The organism is Rhodococcus quanlei (genome assembly GCF_055231015.1).
This window is the reverse complement of sequence record NZ_JBUYWD010000016.1, coordinates 155,582-173,927: the sequence shown is the minus strand read 5'-3', so window position 1 is coordinate 173,927 and position 18,346 is coordinate 155,582. Positions and strand designations below refer to the sequence as shown.

The window sequence follows — 18,346 nt, the reverse complement described above, 5'->3', positions numbered from 1 at the left end:
TTATATACACCCCCCCCCCCGTGGCCCCGGGGGGGGCCGCGCCCGGCGCGCCCCCCCCCCCCCCCCGCACGGGTATTCACGCAAGGCGGGCGGTGAGGGCGTTGGGGAGGAATCGCATCGCCGCGTCCACTGCCTGCCACTTCAGGCCCGGCAACGCGACGCGGGTCGACTCCTTCTCGATCGCGTCGACCATCGCGTCGACCCCCTCCTCCAATGTCGCCGTCATGGACGCGCTGTCGCCCGCCTTCGACGACATATCGGTGGCGATGTAACCCGGTAGCAGCGTGGTGACGGAAATATCGGTCTTCACGAGCTCCGTCGACAGAGATTCCCCCAGAGACGAGACTGCCGCCTTGCTCGCCGAGTAGGCCGCTTTCGGCCCGGTCAGACCACGGTCGGCACTGATGGACGACACCAGAACGAGGTGCCCCGCGTTCTGCCCACGGAAGGTCTCGAGTGCCGCCTCACACTGAGACAGCGCGCCGACGAAGTTGGTACGCGCGGTCGCGAGGTTGGCCTCGGCACGGCCGGTGCCGATCTTCGCCCCCTTGCCGAGACCCGCGTTCACGATCACCCGATCGAGCCCACCGAGTTCGTCCCGCAGTTCGCCGAACACCCGCACCACGGCGTCGTGGTCTGTGACGTCGAGCGCGCGCACCGCGACCTTGATGTTCGGGTGCGACTTCTTCAGATCGGCAGCGAGAGCCTCGAGGTTCTCGAGACGCCGTGCGCAGAGTGCAAGATCGCGGCCCATTGCCGCGAATCGTCGTGCCATCTCCTCCCCTAGTCCGGAGCTGGCACCGGTAACGAGGATCTTCTGCCGTTTCATACAGACACCGTATCGGGTGTCGGTCGTCGGCCTACCGTGGAGCAATGGACGAATTCGATGTCATCGTCATCGGAGGTGGACCGGCAGGAGAAAACGCCGCCGACTACGCAATTGCCGGCAGCACACGGACCGCCGTGCTGATCGAACACGAGTTGGTCGGCGGCGAGTGCTCCTACTGGGCGTGCATGCCCAGCAAGGCCTTGCTTCGCCCCGGCGAAGTTCTCGGGGCCGCGCAGAACATGGCGGGTGTCGCCGCAATGGGTCTCGATGTTCCCGCTGTCCTTGCCCGCCGCGACTCCTACACCAGCGGTCACGATGATTCCGGGCAGATGAAATGGGCTCGCGACCAGGGCATCGAGGTGGTGCGCGGGCACGCCCGCATCAGCGGCGAACGCACGGTGACCGTCGACGGGGAGCGCACGCTGACGGCAAGGCATGCAGTGGTCGTGGCGACCGGAACCGCTGCGTCCATACCGGAGACACCTGGGTTGCAGGAGGCGCTGCCGTGGACGTCGCGAGACGTGACCAATCTTCGTGAGGTACCCCGGCGGGTGGTGATCGTCGGGGGCGGTGTCGTGGCCTGCGAGGCGGCGACCTGGCTCCTGGATCTCGGTGTGGCAGACCTGACCCTGGTGGTACGGGGGCAGGGTCTGCTACCTCGGATGGAGGCATTCGCCGGCGAGCGCGTCGCCGCCGCTTTCGCCGGCCGAGGCGCAGCCGTGCTGTTCGGTACCGAGATCGTTTCCGTGTCCCGCCCGAACCCCGCGGGCACCGGCATCGGCCGCATCCACGGGGGTCCGTCGACGGTCGAGCTTTCCGGCGGCGGGTCCGTCGAGGCCGACGAGATCGTGGTTGCGACCGGCCGGAGTCCGAGAACGAGCGGCCTCGGCATCAGTTCAGATCTTCTCGACGACCGCGGCTACGTCACGGTCGACGACACCCTCACCGCCACCGACGGCTGGCTGTACGCGGTCGGCGATTGCAACGGGCGCTCCCGGCTCACGCACATGGGTAAATACCAGGCACGAGTGTGTGGCGAGGTGATCGCGGCCAGAGCCGAGAACCGCAGCATCGACCATCCACGGTTTCGGGCGTCGGCCGATCACGGACAGGTTCCTCAGGTGGTGTTCACCTCGCCACAGGCGGCATCGACGGGACTGACCGAACGTCAGGCTCGGGAAAACGGACTCGCCGTCGAAACGGTGGAAGCGGATATCGCGGTGGCCGGTTCGGCGCTGTCCCGGGACGACTTCAGCGGCCACGCGAAGCTCGTCGTCGACCGCGGTTCCGACACCCTCGTGGGCGCCACGTTCGTCGGCACGGACGTTGCCGAACTGCTCCACAGCGCAACGGTCGCGGTCGTCGGCGGCGTCACGATGGACGACCTGTGGCATGCCGTACCCGCATATCCGACCGTGAGCGAGGTGTGGCTGCGGCTGTTGGAAGCACGCGGCTGACGCAAATCTTCCGCTCAACCTCGTTGCGTATAGTCACGGCATGGCAGATGACATGGTGGTGAAGACGACCGACGGCCCGGTACGCGGACGCAGAGTCGGCAAACTTCACGCCTGGCGCGGCATCCCGTATGCAGCTCCTGCCGCCGGTCCGCGACGTTTCCGCGCGCCCGCACCCGTCGAGCCGTGGAGCGAGGTCCGGGAGTGCACGGAGTTCGGCAACGCCGCACCACAGGCGAAGCGTTTCACCGTGCTACGGCCGGGGAAATATCAGCCGACCAGTGAAGACTGCCTCACCGTCAACGTGCTTGCACCCGCTCACGATCGTGGCAGAAAGCGCCCGGTGATGGTGTTCATCCACGGCGGTGCCTACATGCTGGGTATGAGCGCCACCGGATTGTACGACGGATCATCGCTCGTGCGGCGTGGCGACGTGGTGTACGTGTCGTTCAACTATCGTCTCGGCGCACTCGGATACCTCGACTTCAGCCGCTACTCCACCCCCGAACGCCCCTTCGACTCCAACCTCGGACTACGCGACCAGGTCGCCGCACTCGAGTGGGTCCAGCGCAACATCGCCGCATTCGGCGGCGACCCCGACAACGTCACCCTCTTCGGTGAATCCGCCGGCGGAAACGCCGTCACCACCCTCATGACTACCCCCGCAGCCCGCAGACTCTTCGCCCGCGCCATCGCAGAAAGCTCCTCACCCGGGTTGGTCACCACCGCTGACCGGGCGGCGGACTGGGCCGATCAGTTCCTCGACCTGGTCCCACTCGACGATGTCACCGATCCGGTCGACGCGCTCGGGCGTGCGACGCCGGCCGAGTTGGGGCGGGCGGGCAATCGACTCGTAGCAAAGGTGGTGTCGGAAGCTCCCGGACTGCACCCGTTCGGTCCGGTGGTGGACGGCGACTTTCTGCCACGCCCACCGCTCGATGCTTTCGGGGACGGTTCTGCGCATCCGGTGCCGCTGATCATCGGGAACAATTCTCGTGAGGGCACCCTGTTCGCCAAGGTGCTCGGCGGGTTGCCGACCACCCCGAAGCGTATAGAGAAGATGTTCGCACTGACCGACCCCGACGCCGAATCCAGAGTGACCTCCGCCTATCCCGGCTACCCGGGGGAAGCGGCCGCCATCGACCTCGGTGGAGATTTCGTGTTCTGGGCGTCGTCGATCGCCATCACCGAATCTCATGCTCGGTACGCGTCCACCTACAGCTACCGTTTCGACTTCGCTCCCAGGCTCCTCGATCTGCTCGGTCTCGGCGCCACTCATGCCTTCGAGTTGTTCCCGGTGTTCGGGTACGGAGACGGTCTGGTGGGACAGGCGATCACACTCGCCGGTGGCCGCCGCGGCATGCGCGCCGTCACCGATGCGATGCAGCGGCAGTGGTTGTCGTTCGCGAAGCATGGGACACCTCTGCAATCGTGGCCGGCATACGACGTCGATACACGCGCAACGATGATCTTCGATGCGACCAGCAGGGTGCAGAACGATCCCCGCCACGAGAAGCGGTTGGCGTGGTCGGGGTACCACGGCTACGACATGCACCTCGAGCACGACCGGACGGACCACGAAGACGACCAGGAGATTCATGCCGAACACAGTTGAGTCACATTTTCGGGTCGCCACCGATGCCGGAGACGTGACCGGCATCGAGGTCGAGGGAATCGCCGCGTGGCGCGGAATCCCCTACGCGGCGCCGCCTGTGGGTTCTCTTCGCCTCCGGGCTCCGCAGCCGGTGCAGCCGTGGCCCGGCGCGTTCTCGGCCGGCACGTTCGGTCCACGCTCGATACAGCCGGGGCCGGAATCGAGTGAAGACTGCCTGACCCTGAACGTCGCTACGCCGGTGGGTGCTCCGTCGGATGACGAACCTCCGCGTCCGGTGATGGTGTTCATTCACGGCGGCGGATACTCGGGAGGGTCTTCGGCATCAGGTCTGTACGACGGGTTCTCACTCGTCCGGCGCGGCGATATCGTCTACGTCAACTTCAACTACCGGCTCGGTGCACTCGGCTATCTCGACTTCAGCCGCTACTCCACCCCCGAACGACCGTTCGACTCCAACCTCGGACTGCGCGATCAGGTGGCCGCACTCGAGTGGGTCCAGCGCAACATCGCCGCATTCGGCGGCGATCCCGACAACGTCACCCTTTTCGGAGAGTCCTCCGGCGGCAACGCCGTCACCACCCTCATGACCACCCCCGCTGCCCGCGGACTCTTCACCCGCGCGATCGCACAAAGCCCGTCGTCCGCAGCCGTGTACGAACAGCAGCGGGCGACTCGGTGGGCCGGAGAGTTCATCGAAACGACCGGTATCGCCGAATCCGAGGCGGTGGACTGGCTTTCCCACGCGCCCGCGAAGGATTTCGCCGCGATCGGTCGCACGCTGGCGGACCGCATCTCGGACGACGAACCGGGCACTCGCGTATTCGGCCCCACCGTCGACGGCAACTTCCTGCCGGAGCATCCGATGGATGTCTTCGCCGCGGGCAAAGCACATCCCGTGCCCTTGATCATCGGCACCAACGCCCACGAGGGCCGTGTGTTTCCGTTCTTTCTCAATATCCTGCCCACCGATCGCAAACGGATCGAGCGGATGTTCTCGGCGGCCGAGTCCGGACTCAAGGAACGGGTGCTGGCGGCCTACCCCAAGTATCCGGGTCTGTGGGCTGCTGCAGACTTGGGTGGCGACGTCACGTTCTGGCAGCCGGCAGTTCTCGTGGCGGAGGGGCACGCACAGGCCGCACCGACCTTTTCGTACCGTTACGACTTCGCCACGGGGTTGCAACGCGCCACCGGATTGGGCGCCACCCACGCTGCCGAAATGTACGCGGTGTTCGGGCTCGACGGCTTCTGGCGGCGTGTGCTGACCTTGCTCGGTGGATTCGACGCATTCGCGAAGGTCACCGATTCGGTTCAGAACCACTGGTTGAATTTCGCGAAATCCGGTGTACCCGGCGATGATTGGCTCCCGTACGACAGGAAGGACCGCCACACACTCCTGATCGACGAGGTGAACCGCATCGCAAGCGATCCGCGCAAGCACCGACGGCTTGCCTGGGAAGGACACGATCACCCCCGTTAGGGAACCGGATCCTCACTTCAGCAATCGGGACATCCGGCGATCCGCCAGCACCTTTCCGCCGGTCTGGCAGGTCGCACAGTATTGGAACGATCGCTCGGCGAACGACACATCACGCACGATGTCACCGCAGACAGGACACGGCAGCCCGGTACGGGCATGCACCCGCATTCCGGAACGCTTCTCCGCTTTGAGACGCGCAGCATCCTGCCCGAGCGAACCCGCCGTAGCGTCCTCGAGCACGGTGCGCATGGCGGCATACAGGGTGTGGACCTGCTCGTCGGACAGTGCCCGTGACGTCGCGAACGGCGAAAGCTGTGCGGTGTGCAGAATTTCGTCCGAGTAAGCGTTCCCCACACCGGCCAGAAGCGATTGGTCGACAATCGAATTCTTGAGGCGCGCCGAGGTGGATTTCAGTATCTGCGCGAACTCGGGTTCGGTAACCGCCAAGGCGTCCGGACCGAGACGGGCAATGCTCGGCACCTCCCGCGGATCGCGCACCACCCACACCGCCAACCGTTTCTTGGTTCCCGCCTCGGTCAGGTCGAAGGCGGGGGTCGCACCCTCGCGGGTGAAGAGGTGAACGCGCAGGGCGAGCGGACCCTTTCCCGGCTTCGGCGGCGTGGGCGACGGGTTGTCGGCCCAGCGCAGCCAGCCGCCACGTGACAGGTGGGTGATCAGGGACAGATCATCGCACTCGAGGCACAGGTGCTTTCCGTAGCGGGAAGCACCGGTGACGTCGCGGCCTTGCAGGTCGGTGATCGGCGGATCGAAAGTCTTGAGCACGCTCAGCGCGGCCACATCGATACGGCCGACGACTCCGCCCACGGCATGCTGTCGCAGGAACTCGGCAAGTGCCTCGACCTCCGGAAGTTCGGGCATAGCCGAAGACTACCCACGTCGAAGCAGATATGTATCCATGATCCAACCCTTGCGTTCGCGCAGTTCTGCCCGCACTCGCACGATCTCGGCCTCGACCTCACGCAGGTTCCCCGAGATCAGCACCTCGTCCGGGGTGCCCAGATAGGCACCCCACCAGATCTCCAGGTCGTCTCCGCGGACCTGCGTGAATGTGCAGTTCGCGTCCAGCATCACCACTGCGTTGTCGACACCGGCGGGCAACCCCTCCGCCAATCGGCGACCGGTCGTGATGTGGACGGGCTCGCCTACCCGGTGCAAGACCATGCGGTGGGCGGCGGCCAGTGCGTGCACGCTCGTCACACCGGGGATCACGGACCATTCGAACACCACCGCTCCCCTGGCCAGCACTCGCTCGACGATGCGGATCGTGCTGTCGTACAGCGCCGGGTCACCCCAGACGAGGATCGCGCCGACGTCTTCACCGGTCGCGCCGAACTCGGCTTCGAACAGTGCGGCGCGCCGCTCGTGCCAGTCGTCGACAACACCTTCGTAGTTCGACGGGGTCCGATCACGGGGCGGGTCGACGATGTCGACGACCCGGTGGGGATGTGAAACGTGATCGGCGAGCAGACCGGTCCGCAGATCCACGAGTTCCTGCTTCTCGGTGCCCTTACCGATGACGAAGAACACGTCGGCGCGGTTCATGGCCTTAACGGCCTGCATCGTCACCTGGTCGGGGTCGCCGGCGCCGATGCCGATCACGAGGAGTTCACGCACACGAGCACGTTATCCCCTGTGAGTGGTTAACGAGTCTCTGCCCTCGTCAACCACTCACAGGAGCAGGTCAGTCGTAGCGAAGTTCTTCGCGCAACCGGGCAAGGGTTCGCGACAAGATGCGCGATACCTGCATCTGCGAAACGCCGACCCGCGCCGCGATCTCGGTTTGGGTCATGGATCCGAAGAACCTCAGCATGAGCACGCGACGCTCGAGGTCCGAAAGCTTCTCCAATGCGGGTCGCACCGCAGCATGAGCCTCGACGTTGGCCAGTTCTGGATCTTCTTCACCGACGGTGTCGGCAAGCGACATGTTGTCGGTGTCGGTCAGCGAAGCGTCCATCGAGAGGGTCCGATACGCGTTCTTCGCACGAAGTCCTTCCGACACCTCTTGCACCCCGATGCCCAGTTCGGCGGCGATTTCACTCGCAGACGGGGACCGTCCTAGCGTCTGCGACAACGTGTCCACCGTCTTGCCGATCTGCGCATTGAGTTCCTGCATTCGTCGCGAGACTCGCATGGACCAACCGGCATCGCGAAAGTAACGGCGAACTTCGCCCATGATCGTAGGAACGGCGTAGGACACGAATTCGAAACCGCGCGTCGGGTCGAACCCGTCGACGGCTTTGACGAGCCCGACGCGCGCGACCTGGACCAAGTCGTCATGGGATTCGCCGCGACCACCGAATCTTCTGGCGATGTGCGCGGCCAACGGGAGACAACGAGTGATGACTTCTTCGCGAAGTCCGGCGGCACGGGCCGACGAGGGATCCAACTCGACGAGACGCGCAATGGCAGGAACCACGTCCTTGTAGTCGTCCTGGTCACCGTGATGGTGCTCGTCGCTGTGAGGTCTTCCCTGCGGAACCGACGTCACCAGGTGCTCTTCCTCTTGATCAGCTCGACAGTCGTCACCTGCCCGTCGGCGGAACTCCCCGTTGCGCGGGACACCTCGACAGCGCTCATCAGAGTCTCCAAAATGTGCCACCCGAAACTCGCACGGTCGGGGACATCATCCCTGCCGACCACTGCACTGACCAGTGCACGAAATTCCGACTGCGACACGGCGAACGCACAGGTGAGCGCGGTTCCGGCCGGTGCGACCCCGATGAGATCGGAGCACACCTGGTCAACGGCAAGCTTGATGTCGGCGACGTCGTCGAGAACGTAGTCGCCCAGTACGGCAAGCGTTTCCGCCACAGCGCGCACAACGGGCAATTGCTCGAACTCGGCCGTGACGTTCAGGACTACCGGCGTATCCGAACTCACGCCGTACCCGATTTCGTCGACATTGTGCATCTGTCCTCCACACTCATCCTGTCGTTGGCCTCGAATTCCGGCAGCGTACCCCGATGCGGATCGGCCCAATCGAACGTGAACCGAGGCATACGGGCAATCGCGCAAGCACTACTTCTCACCCCGGATCACGACGATTTCGTCGGTGTGCTGACCGATGCCGATTAGTCCGCGAGCTTCGAGTAGTGCACGACGCGCAGCGAGAACCCGTCCGAACCGGATCTCGGCGCGTGCAGCAACTCGTACCGTCATCCCCCTCTCCTCCAACATCGATTGCGATTTCTCCACACCACTGAGAGTGGACTGAGCAAGGAGCAATACGCCGCCTTCGGTGAGCGCATCAGGGGCCTGCGCACAGATGCGGTCGATCACCGCTCTCCCGTCCGTGCCGGCGTCCCATGCCCGCTCGATACCTCTGGTGGGTAGAGCATCGGCCTGTGCCGGCACATACGGCGGGTTCGACACCACGAACTCGAAATGCTCATGACGTACCGGCTCGATCAGATCACCACGGAACACGCGGAGTCGGTCTCGACGCAACCACGCATTGATCCGCATGTTGGCTACCGCCCGTGTAGAAATATCGACCGCGGTAGGCACGTTCCCAGCCGCTGCTGCCCGCAATGCGAGAACACCTGTTCCAGCGCACAAGTCCAATACGCGAGTCTGCGAATCGGTCTCCTCACGACCCATTGCCTCTGCGAGCAACCAGGTGTCTTCCTGCGGACGGTAGACACCGGGCAGACGGATCAGCCGGTCGACCACCGCGCCCGACACCCTCGGCGACGCGTTCGACGGCCGTACCGTGAAGAATGTATTCACTCGGATACTCCTGGGCGTGTGGAAGTCGGCTGCAGCGGACTGACCACGTGTGCCCCACGCGAACTGTCGATAAACTGGAACGCTCATGGACGAGCATCCGGGATCCGGATCGTTCCCTCACCGTTCTACGGTTTCACGGCGCCGTGGCTGGGTAGACGAAGACTACGTATCGCTCCGCAACGGGATGTGGACATGAACATTTCACATGGTGCAATAACGGTCGCCAGGGCCACGACGTCAACCGCTGTGGGCGTTGCCGGCGCCGTCGGAGGTGCAACAATCGGCGGGCTCTGGGGCGCCGCCCGCGGTACGGCAACGGGCGTGCGTTCAGGTGCGGAACTCGGGAGTCGATCGACGCCCGCTGCCGCTCTCGCCCTTGCGACCGTGGGTGCCGTGGGCATTGTCGAGTGGCCGGTGGTATTGACCGTGGGCGGCACGACGTTGGTGATACGCGAGCTGACCAAACCATCCAACTCGTCGCACAACGCGAACGCGGGCAGCAAAAGTTCGGTCACGAAGCAATCCGCGTCCCGGTCCTCGACGTCCCGGTCGACGAAATCCCAACCCTCTTCGCGAACGACCTCGAAGTCACCCACCCCGACGGCAGCCAAGCGCACCGGCACCAAATCCCGCAGCCGTTCTCGCGCCGGCCGATGATATTCGACGTCTGGAATCAGCGAACGCTACTGACCTCGCCTGTGCGCGCATCCACCGACATCGCGGCGAGAGTTACGCGCACGATCACGAGTGTGCCGGTTGGGGTGGCCCGTGCGCTTGCCCCTACCGTGGTCGCGGAACTGGTCGAGCATGCGCCGAGCGATCTGGTCACATTGTTGGACCCGCGCACGAATCGGAATCAGCGACGTGTCACCAACCGGTCCGGCCACGTGAATGCCGAGGTGCGCGGACTGGCAAGGGCCGAGGGCACGGATGTCGCACGAGAGCTGTTCGCGCACCTCGATCGCACCGACGGAGTGGAGTGGTTCCACATCAATGCGGCAACGGGACGAGTCGCCGTCGAGCACTCGTCCCTACTGGATGTGAACTCGGTCCTTGCCGTGATCGACGACGTCGAGCACGCAATGGGTGTCCAGACCGAGCCGTGGAGTCGGCAGAGCGACCACCCGGCCGATCGTGAGCCGATACTGGCTGGAGTCGCACAGCTGACGACAGATGCGGTCGGTGCCGTTCTCTCCCTGACGACTGCTGCCGCCCCCTCGATTCCGGTATTGCAGGCCAATCCGGCATTACAAGCTTTCAAGGCGGCGGCGGCATTGATGGACGTGCAACCGCGGCTACGAAGAGCCATGGAAGCACGATTGGGCAACTCACGAACCGATCTGATCATCACCACGGCCAACGGAATCGGGCATGCGATCAGCGGGTCCACGTCGAGCCTGCTGATCGACGCCTGCCAACGGGCCATTCGACTCGCCGAGAACACGTCCCGTTACGAAGTGTGGCGCGACTGGGAGCAGCACCCGAACTACGTGCAGCAGTCACACGTCGAACAACCGGCGGTTGCACCTGCTCGTCCGGTTCCGTTGCCTTCCGGGCCGATCGAAACGTTTGCGGATTCGGCAGCAGTCGGCTCCGGTATCGCATCGATCGCGGCGTTGTTGGGGAACCGCGGACTGGACGACGCAGCCGCTGCCGCGCTGATCGGTGTGCCCAAGGCCACGCGGGCCAGCCGCGAGTGTTTTGCCGGGACACTGTCGACGATGATGGCCCGCCACAGTGTGTTGTCGATGCAGCCGCAGGCGTGGCGGCACCTCGACCGCCTCACCGCGGTAGTGATCGACCAACACGCATTGTGCAGCAACAGGCGGCTGGTCATCGACGCCGAGAACCTCGACGACGCGTGGAACCGCGATCACGTGTGGCGGGCAGCGCAGCGCCTACTGTGGACGGACGTTCCGGAAACGGATGACGCCATCGACACGATATTGCCCATTCCGCCTCCACCTGGACGCAGGAGGCAACAGCTGAAACTGGTCTCATCTCGGAGGCGCAGCGGGGCCGACCGTCGACTCGACACGGTGTGGCACGAGTTGCTCGACAACGGTCACGTGGTCGGTCGAGTTCTGGTCGGACCGGAGCTCGATTCGCACGCAGGAAGCCTCCTCGCCGAAGCGCGGCGGGCGGGCTTGCGCGTCATCGTGATCGGCGATGCGAGCGCCAACGAATTACGCCCGATCACAGACGAATTCGTCAGTACCGCGGGCTCGACCACGGATGTTGTTCAGCGATTGCAGGAAGATGGCCACGTGGTCGGAATCGTCAGCGCCGACGCGCACAAGGCCATGGCCGCCGCTGACGTGTCGATCGGCTTGTTCACCGACGGCCGGCACGGACAGGTGATCGTGCCGTGGAATGCCGATCTCATCTGCCCGGACCTTCAATGTGCCGAACGGATACTTGCCTCCACACCGGTCGCGCGCCAGGTCAGCCGTCGAGGACGTGTTCTGGCCTTTTCGGCCAGTACCATCAGCGGCTTACTGATGGTGGCCGGGCCCGGCCGAACGCGGCGATCCCGGCTGACGAGCCCCTTGGCGATCGCTCAATTCGTCGGTATGTGCCTCGGTCTCTACGACGGCGTTCGCGCCGGGCTCGGCTGGTCCCCCGACGAAGTGCCCCTGGTGCCCTGGCACGGTTTGGAACCCGACGAGGTTCTTGCCAGGCTGCCCGCTCCGATCCGCGAGGTCGACCCGGCACCGAGTTCTCGTCTACCGCAGCCGCTACGCACGTTCGCGGAAGTGATCGCCAAGGCCGACAGGGTTTCCGGTCCGCTCGGCGCACGGCTGCGTCCACCCATCACGAGTACGGTGAATTTCGCCCGGCAAGTCCGGTGTGAACTTCAGGACCCCATCACCCCCTTGCTCGGTGTGGGGGCGACGGCTTCCGCGATCTTGGGTTCACCCACGGACGCCGTCCTGGTGGGCTCGGTACTAGGTCTCGACGCAATCGTCTCTGCTCTCCAACATCGCCGGGCCGATCAGGCTCTGCAGAAAATGTTGATCAGCGAGCGACCCACCGCCCGGTTGTTGAACGAGCCCGCAGCCCGTAACCGCGGGTACGAGTTGCGGAAATCGAAGGAAGAGGACGTCCCCGCCGACCACCTGCGACCAGGTGACGTCATCGCACTCCGAGGTGGGGATATCGTCCCGGCGGACGCGCGGCTCTTGTCCGTGGACGGGCTCGAGACCGACGAGTCGGGATTGACCGGCGAGTCGGTGACCGTCGACAAACAGACCGGCGCCACCCCCGGGGCGCAATTGAGTGATCGCGCATGCATGGTGTTCGAAGGCAGCGTCGTCGTCAACGGCAGCGGGCGGGCGGTGGTCGTCGCGGTCGGCGCAGGAACCCAATCGGGCCGCGCCCTCGCTGTTTCCGGCCCGCCGCCCCGCAGCGGCGTCCAGACTCAACTCCACGACCTCACCGACAGAACCTTGCCATTGACCCTCGTGGGCGGAGGGTTGGTGACTGCGCTGAGTTTTCTTCGCGGCCGACAACTCCGTCCTGCTCTCGCCGACGGAATCGCAGTGGCTGTGGCGGCCGTCCCCGAGGGCCTTCCTTTGGTTGCGACCGTTGCGCAGTTGGCAGCGGCCCGCCGTCTTCTGCACAAAGGTGTGCTGGTTCGATCCAGTCGCACCGTCGAGGCACTGGGCCGAGTCGACACGATGTGCTTCGACAAGACGGGGACACTCACCGAAGGCCGGCTGCATCTCGTCGCACTGGCCGACGTCGACGACGAGTGGGACACCCACCAGTCGGAAGATTCCAAAGATGCCCGACGGCTGTTGCGCGCCGCCGCACGCGCATGCCCCGACCCCGACGAGGGCCCGGTGTCACACGCAACGGACCGTGCCGTCATCGAAGGGGCGCAGCATCATCTGGGCAAGCAATCATTGCACCGATGGGACCCCATCGAGGAGATACCCTTCGAAAGCAATCGGGGGTACGCCGCCACTCTCGGTCAGACCACCAACCACACCCGACTGTGCGTCAAGGGCGCCCCCGAGGTGTTGCTGCCGCGCTGCGTCCGCGGCCTACGACGCAAACGCGGCGGTGGCGCCGACGCCACCCGCGCAGTGGTCGACATGACCGCGGCAGACCGCCGCAGGATCGACGACGTGGTGGAGCGGCTCGCCGAGCGCGGTTTGCGTGTGCTCGTCGTCGCCAGGAGAGACTTCGCCGACGCCCCGGACGAACTCGAGAATTCGGTCGACGGACTGACACTTCTCGGCTTCATCGGATTGGCCGATACTCCTCGGCCCGAAACATTACCGCTGATCACCGAACTCACCCGTAACGGTCTCAGTGTCCGCATGATCACGGGCGATCACCCCGTCACTGCTCGTGCCATCGCAGAGCAACTCGGCATTTCCGCCGAAACGGTGACCACGGGCAAAGACCTGGACGAACTGGACGAAAGCGGCCAAACAGCACTCATCAACGGTTCATCGGTGTTTGCGCGGGTCAGCCCCGAACACAAGGTGCGCATCGTCACAGCTCTACGCCATTGCGGCCACACGGTGGCGATGACCGGCGACGGCAGCAACGACGCTGCGGCGATCCGAACTGCCGACGTGGGCATCGGCATCGCGGCCCAAGGTTCTTCGGCGGCGCGCAACGCGGCAGATCTGGTACTCACCGAATCCGACACCACGTTGCTGCTGGACGCGCTGGTGGAAGGCCGCGGAATGTGGCAGCGCGTGCGTGACGCCGTCGGTGTGCTGGTCGGCGGCAATGCCGGCGAGGTCGCCTTCACACTGATCGGGACCACCGTGATCGGCCGCGCACCGGTGGGGACTCGACAATACCTGTTGGTGAACTTGTTCACGGACATGTTCCCTGCCATGGCCGTGGCGCTGTCGAAACGGACGCCGTCGAACGGGGATCCGACCACTGCCGACGATTCCGGCGTGGAGTCGCAGGCAGCGGCAACGAGCGCCGAACTGGCGGCGTTGCCGCGCCCCGAACTCGGGGCGGAAATGATGCGGATCATCGCCGTTCGCGGTGTCACAACAGCTGCGGGTGCCACGACTGCCTGGACGATCGGACGCTTCACCGGGCCGCGGAGGCGAGCGAGCACGATGGGGCTGGCCGCGCTCGTCGGCACACAGCTCGGGCAGACACTGGTCACCGCGTGGCACAGCCCGCTGGTGTGGGCGACCACCTCGGCGAGCGGTGCGGCACTGGCCATGATCATCATGACTCCCGGTATCAGCGGGTTTTTCGGCTGTGTTCCTCTCGACCCGTTCGCGTGGTTCGTGGTGATCGCGAGTTCGGCTGTCGCCACTGCGGCGGCGGCAGTGCTGCCGATGCGCTCACGGCATCACGCGTGACGAAGCAACGCGGCGCAGCCGTCGGCGGGTTCGATTCGCTCGTCGACGCGTACGACGTCACCGCCGCCCACGAGCGCTGCGAACGGCAACGCCTCGTCCGCACGACAGGTGTTCGTTTCGGACGCGCCGAAATCGGACAGCTCGGCTGCGGCCGTAGCCACCCAGGTCGGTTCGTCTCCGACCAGTACGATGCGGTCGCCGATGTCGCCGATCACCAGAGTTTCCACATTGCCGGCTCGCAGTTCGCGGCCGACACCGTCGAGGCCCTGGGTTGCGAGTCCTTGCCGTCGGCCCAATTCGGCCCGAACGCGCTCGGCCACATCACCGATCTCGCCCAGCCGTCGCTTCGCGAACTCCTCCGCGATCGCGTCGCTCACCGCCTCGGTTTTCGCACCGCCGGCACGGGAACCACCATCGAGGTCGATTGCGCGGGCGCGTGTGCGCTCGGCCAAAGCATCGAGAAGCCCCTCCCGTGAACGTACTTCACCGATGATGAAAACGACGGTGGGATGGTGCTGGTCCACGAGAGCATCCACCCTGTGAGCCACGGCGGCAACGTTCCGTCGTACCGCTTCCTCCACCCGGGGTTGCGGGTCACCGGGTCGATCCGTCTCCGCGCCTGCCGCCTTGTGTATCGGATACTCGTGACCTCCGATCGTCTCCGTCGTTTCCGCGGCTGCGCCGAGCCGGCGAAGGGACGTGTCCGCCCCGTCACGATCGACTGCCACCACCAGATATGTCTGTCCGCCGACGGCGTGCTCGAACAGCGGGATGAGGTACGGCAGGCTCGAGAACCGCACCTCCGACACCGCGGGTGGCCGCAGAAGATGCTCGTCGAGAACGACCTCGTCGTCGTTGGCGATCAGGGTTCGGCCGCTTCGCCCTACCGAAGGCGTGGCATTGCGCACCGCACTCTCGAGGAGGTCGAGCACCGATCGCGATGCGCCCGCGCCTTCCAGACGTGCGCGAGCGCCACGCCATTCGAGTTCCATACGCTTGGCGGCGTCTTCGGTGTCATGGGAGTCGTCGAAGTGCATCGATGCGAACGGACCGTGGGCGGCGGTGATCCGATGCAAACGGTTGGTGTGCATACTGTCTTCCTCCAATCGGCTGAGGTGGTGCCGAAGTTCAGTTCGGCCAAGTCCATTCGGCGACCTCCGGGATGTCTTCGCCGTACCGCCGCGTCCATGCGCGAGCGTCGGCCCGTTTGTCCGTCATCTGTTGCCGCAGTTCGGCTTCGCTCGCGCGCAGACCCGGCACACGATCGATGACGTCGATCACGAGGTGATACCGGTCGAGATCGTTGAGCATCACCATGTCGAACGGGGTGGTGGTAGATCCCTCTTCCTTGTATCCGCGGACATGCAGCTGGCTGTGGTTGCTCCGCCGGTACGTCAATCGATGGATCAGCCAGGGGTAGCCGTGGAAAGCGAAGATCACGGGTTGCTCGCGCGTGAACATCGCGTCGAACTCGTCGTCGGACATGCCGTGCGGATGTTCGTTCTCGGGTAACAGACGCATCAGATCGACGACGTTGACGACACGTACCCCTAGATCGGGGAGCCGTTCGCGGAGAACAGACGCCGCTGCAAGTGTTTCCACAGTAGGAACGTCGCCGGCACAGGCCAGCACGACATCCGGTACGGTCTCCGGTGCATCGTTGTTGCTCGCCCACTCCCAGATGCCCACACCACTTGCGCAGTGCAACGCGGCTTCGTCGGCGGTCAACCAATCCGGCTGCGGTTGCTTACCCGCTACGACGACGTTGATGTATTGGCGCGACCGTAGGCAATGGTCGAATGTCGACAGCAGTGTGTTGGCGTCCGGCGGAAGATACACCCGCACGATTTCGGGCTTCTTGTTCATCACCACATCGAGAAATCCTGGATCCTGATGGGTGAACCCATTGTGGTCCTGTCTCCACACGTGGGACGACAGAAGGTAGTTGAGGCTCGAAATCGGTCTGCGCCAATCCACCTCGTTACTGGCGTTCAGCCACTTCGCGTGTTGGTTGAACATCGAATCCACGATATGAACGAATGCCTCGTAGCAGGTGAATATGCCGTGCCGACCCGACAACAGGTAGCCCTCCAACAGGCCTTGACACATATGTTCCGAGAGGACTTCCACAACCCGGCCGTCGTGGGAGAGGCCCTCGTCGAACTCTCCTTCTCGCAGCTGCCAGTTGCGGCCGGTGACCTCGAGAATGTCCTGCAAGCGGTTACTGGCCAATTCGTCCGGAGCGAAAGTGAGGAAGCTGTCGGGGTTGGCTGCGGTGACGTCTCGAAGCCAGCCGCCGAGCACACGGGTTGCCTCGTGATCGATCGAGCCCGGCCTCGGCACGTGTACGGCGTGATCACGCCAGTCCGGCAACCGTAAGTCTCGGAGCAGCACTCCCCCGTTGGCAACGGGGTTTGCACTCATCCTGTGCGCCCCCACCGGTGCCGAATCGAGAATCTCGGGCACCGGACGACCTGTCTCGTCGAACAACTCGCGTGGGCGGTACGAACGCAACCACTGCTCGAGTGTCCGCAAGTGAACAGCATTCGTACGCGCCGTCGGCAGCGGCACCTGATGCGAGCGGAACGTACCCGCGACGGGCTTGCCGTCGACCATCGGTGGCGAAGTCCACCCTTTGGGGGTGCGAAGAACGATCATCGGCCAATCCAGCACCACGTCGTCTGACCCGGCGCGCGCATGCTGTCGAATCTCGGCGATGCGGTCGAGGCATCGATCCAAAGCGGTCGTCATCGCCTGGTGGACGGTCGCCGGATCGTCACCGGCCACGACATGCGGGAGGTAGCCGTTTCCGCTGAGCAACTCCACCAACGTTGCCTCCGGAATACGTGCCAGCAGAGTAGGGTTCGCAATCTTGAACTCGTTCAGCGCAAGGATCGGGACCACCGCACCATCACGCGAAGGGTTGATGAACTTGTTGGCCTGCCAACTGGACGCCAATGGTCCGGTTTCGGCTTCTCCGTCTCCGATGACGCAGAACACGGTCAGATTCGGATTGTCTAGTGCTGCGCCGTAAGCGTGAAGAAGTGAGTACCCAAGCTCTCCACCTTCGTGGAACGAGCCGGGAGTCTCCGGTGCGCAATGGCTGGGAACCCCGCCAGGAAACGAAAACTGCCGGAAGAACACCTCCATACCTGCTTCGTTCAGTGGGATGTGGTTGTAGAGCTCCGAACACGTTCCTTCCAACCAGGCGCAGGCATTCGGTCCGGGTCCGCCGTGACCTGGCCCCGCAACGAACACGGCATCGAGGTCGCGACGCTTGATCTGCCGGTTCGCGTGCGCCCATACGAGGTTGAGACCGGGCACGGTTCCGAAGTGCCCGAGAAGGCGGGGTTTGACGTCCTCCGGTTGTAACGGCCGCCTCAGCAGCGGATTCGCCATCAAATAGATCTGGCCGACGGACAGATAGTTCGCAGCCCGCCACCACGCATCGATCTTCCGGAGTTCGTCGCGGGACAAGGGGCCTTGGACGTACTCGAGCGTGCCGGGCGACGGTGCGACCGTTTCCTCGTCGTGTGCGTCTCCGTGGTCGGACATAACACGCATACAGCCTCTTCCATCCGAACTGGCGTCTCAGTAATCATTGGGCAGGTCGGCGATGACTGGTGTCGCACAGGGGGTAGATGGTGCTGCGCCTGCACCTGCACACTGCAACGACGAAGCGTTCCGACAGGGTGGTCGGCCGATTGGGAACACTGATTCGTACGGGTCCTCGCACAAGGATCGGCCCACCCAGGACGCGCCGAACGCATTCCACTTCCGGCGAGTTCCACTCGGGATACCCGCAATCGTCGGTCGAGGAAGGTGTCATCCGACCGGAGTGCCCAATAGGTCTCCCAGCGAAACTCTTGACGT

At 64.6% G+C, this 18,346-nt stretch carries 13 protein-coding genes; 4 read left to right on the top strand and 9 right to left on the bottom strand.

What is annotated here, in order from left to right; all coding sequences use genetic code 11:
• Positions 1-76 precede the first annotated feature (76 nt).
• Positions 77-829, bottom strand: coding sequence for an SDR family oxidoreductase (locus ACZI8Q_RS13495; RefSeq protein ID WP_463374041.1), 753 nt, complete (start codon positions 827-829; stop codon positions 77-79).
• 44 nt (positions 830-873) lie between these two features.
• Here ACZI8Q_RS13495 and ACZI8Q_RS13490 point away from each other — a divergent pair, with 44 nt between their 5' ends.
• The 3 genes from ACZI8Q_RS13490 to ACZI8Q_RS13480 are packed head-to-tail and all read left to right on the top strand — an operon-like array spanning position 874 to position 5,375.
• Positions 874-2,286: a dihydrolipoyl dehydrogenase family protein gene (locus ACZI8Q_RS13490; RefSeq protein ID WP_463374040.1), complete on the top strand. Its 1,413-nt coding sequence runs from the start codon at positions 874-876 to the stop codon at positions 2,284-2,286.
• 40 nt (positions 2,287-2,326) lie between these two features.
• Positions 2,327-3,898, top strand: a complete 1,572-nt coding sequence (locus ACZI8Q_RS13485) for a carboxylesterase/lipase family protein (protein ID WP_463374039.1) — start codon at positions 2,327-2,329, stop codon at positions 3,896-3,898.
• Positions 3,882-5,375, top strand: a complete 1,494-nt coding sequence (locus ACZI8Q_RS13480; RefSeq protein ID WP_463374038.1) for a carboxylesterase/lipase family protein — start codon at positions 3,882-3,884, stop codon at positions 5,373-5,375. Before ACZI8Q_RS13485 ends, ACZI8Q_RS13480 begins: the two co-directional genes overlap by 17 nt.
• Before the next feature lie 12 nt (positions 5,376-5,387).
• Here ACZI8Q_RS13480 and ACZI8Q_RS13475 read toward each other — a convergent pair whose 3' ends face one another.
• From ACZI8Q_RS13475 to ACZI8Q_RS13455, 5 genes are all read right to left on the bottom strand, one after another.
• Positions 5,388-6,254 (bottom strand): DNA-formamidopyrimidine glycosylase family protein, encoded by an 867-nt coding sequence (locus ACZI8Q_RS13475; protein WP_463374037.1) that lies wholly within the window; start codon positions 6,252-6,254, stop codon positions 5,388-5,390.
• 9 nt (positions 6,255-6,263) lie between these two features.
• Complete coding sequence (cobF, locus tag ACZI8Q_RS13470) at positions 6,264-7,010, bottom strand: precorrin-6A synthase (deacetylating) (RefSeq protein ID WP_463374036.1); 747 nt, start codon at positions 7,008-7,010, stop codon at positions 6,264-6,266.
• A gap of 67 nt (positions 7,011-7,077) precedes the next feature.
• Positions 7,078-7,884, bottom strand: coding sequence for a SigB/SigF/SigG family RNA polymerase sigma factor (locus ACZI8Q_RS13465; RefSeq protein WP_463374035.1), 807 nt, complete (start codon positions 7,882-7,884; stop codon positions 7,078-7,080).
• On the bottom strand, positions 7,881-8,306 hold the full coding sequence (locus ACZI8Q_RS13460) for an ATP-binding protein (RefSeq protein ID WP_463374034.1): 426 nt from the start codon (positions 8,304-8,306) through the stop codon (positions 7,881-7,883). Before ACZI8Q_RS13460 ends, ACZI8Q_RS13465 begins: the two co-directional genes overlap by 4 nt.
• A 108-nt stretch (positions 8,307-8,414) precedes the next feature.
• Positions 8,415-9,056: a HemK2/MTQ2 family protein methyltransferase gene (locus ACZI8Q_RS13455; protein ID WP_463374055.1), complete on the bottom strand. Its 642-nt coding sequence runs from the start codon at positions 9,054-9,056 to the stop codon at positions 8,415-8,417.
• Between the two features lie 476 nt (positions 9,057-9,532).
• Between ACZI8Q_RS13455 and ACZI8Q_RS13450 the strand changes: the two genes are divergently transcribed.
• The gene (locus tag ACZI8Q_RS13450) at positions 9,533-14,473 is read left to right on the top strand and encodes an HAD-IC family P-type ATPase (protein ID WP_463374033.1); all 4,941 of its coding nucleotides are present in this window, start codon (positions 9,533-9,535) and stop codon (positions 14,471-14,473) included.
• On the opposite strand, the gene ACZI8Q_RS13445 is transcribed toward ACZI8Q_RS13450, so the two are convergent.
• From ACZI8Q_RS13445 to ACZI8Q_RS13435, 3 genes are read right to left on the bottom strand one after another with little or no spacing between them, the layout of a single operon-like run.
• Positions 14,464-15,564: an Rv2629 family ribosome hibernation factor gene (locus tag ACZI8Q_RS13445; RefSeq protein ID WP_463374032.1), complete on the bottom strand. Its 1,101-nt coding sequence runs from the start codon at positions 15,562-15,564 to the stop codon at positions 14,464-14,466. The genes ACZI8Q_RS13450 and ACZI8Q_RS13445 overlap by 10 nt on opposite strands.
• 37 nt (positions 15,565-15,601) lie before the next feature.
• Positions 15,602-18,028: a phosphoketolase family protein gene (locus tag ACZI8Q_RS13440; RefSeq protein WP_463374054.1), complete on the bottom strand. Its 2,427-nt coding sequence runs from the start codon at positions 18,026-18,028 to the stop codon at positions 15,602-15,604.
• A 43-nt stretch (positions 18,029-18,071) separates the two neighbouring features.
• Positions 18,072-18,302 carry a CDGSH iron-sulfur domain-containing protein gene (locus tag ACZI8Q_RS13435; RefSeq protein ID WP_463374031.1) on the bottom strand — a complete coding sequence of 77 codons (231 nt, stop codon included), beginning with the start codon at positions 18,300-18,302 and terminating at the stop codon, positions 18,072-18,074.
• Positions 18,303-18,346: the final 44 nt, after the last annotated feature.

Bases quoted from the DNA above. Each gene is read 5' to 3' on its own strand.
- ACZI8Q_RS13435 (WP_463374031.1), bottom strand. From the start codon at position 18,302: ATGACACCTTCCTCGACCGACGATTGCGGGTATCCCGAGTGGAACTCG.
- ACZI8Q_RS13475 (WP_463374037.1), bottom strand. From the start codon at position 6,254: ATGCCCGAACTTCCGGAGGTCGAGGCACTTGCCGAGTTCCTGCGACAG.
- ACZI8Q_RS13490 (WP_463374040.1), top strand. From the start codon at position 874: ATGGACGAATTCGATGTCATCGTCATCGGAGGTGGACCGGCAGGAGAA.
- ACZI8Q_RS13480 (WP_463374038.1), top strand. From the start codon at position 3,882: ATGCCGAACACAGTTGAGTCACATTTTCGGGTCGCCACCGATGCCGGA.
- ACZI8Q_RS13460 (WP_463374034.1), bottom strand. From the start codon at position 8,306: ATGCACAATGTCGACGAAATCGGGTACGGCGTGAGTTCGGATACGCCG.
- ACZI8Q_RS13445 (WP_463374032.1), bottom strand. From the start codon at position 15,564: ATGCACACCAACCGTTTGCATCGGATCACCGCCGCCCACGGTCCGTTC.
- ACZI8Q_RS13440 (WP_463374054.1), bottom strand. From the start codon at position 18,028: ATGTCCGACCACGGAGACGCACACGACGAGGAAACGGTCGCACCGTCG.
- ACZI8Q_RS13485 (WP_463374039.1), top strand. From the start codon at position 2,327: ATGGCAGATGACATGGTGGTGAAGACGACCGACGGCCCGGTACGCGGA.
- ACZI8Q_RS13495 (WP_463374041.1), bottom strand. From the start codon at position 829: ATGAAACGGCAGAAGATCCTCGTTACCGGTGCCAGCTCCGGACTAGGG.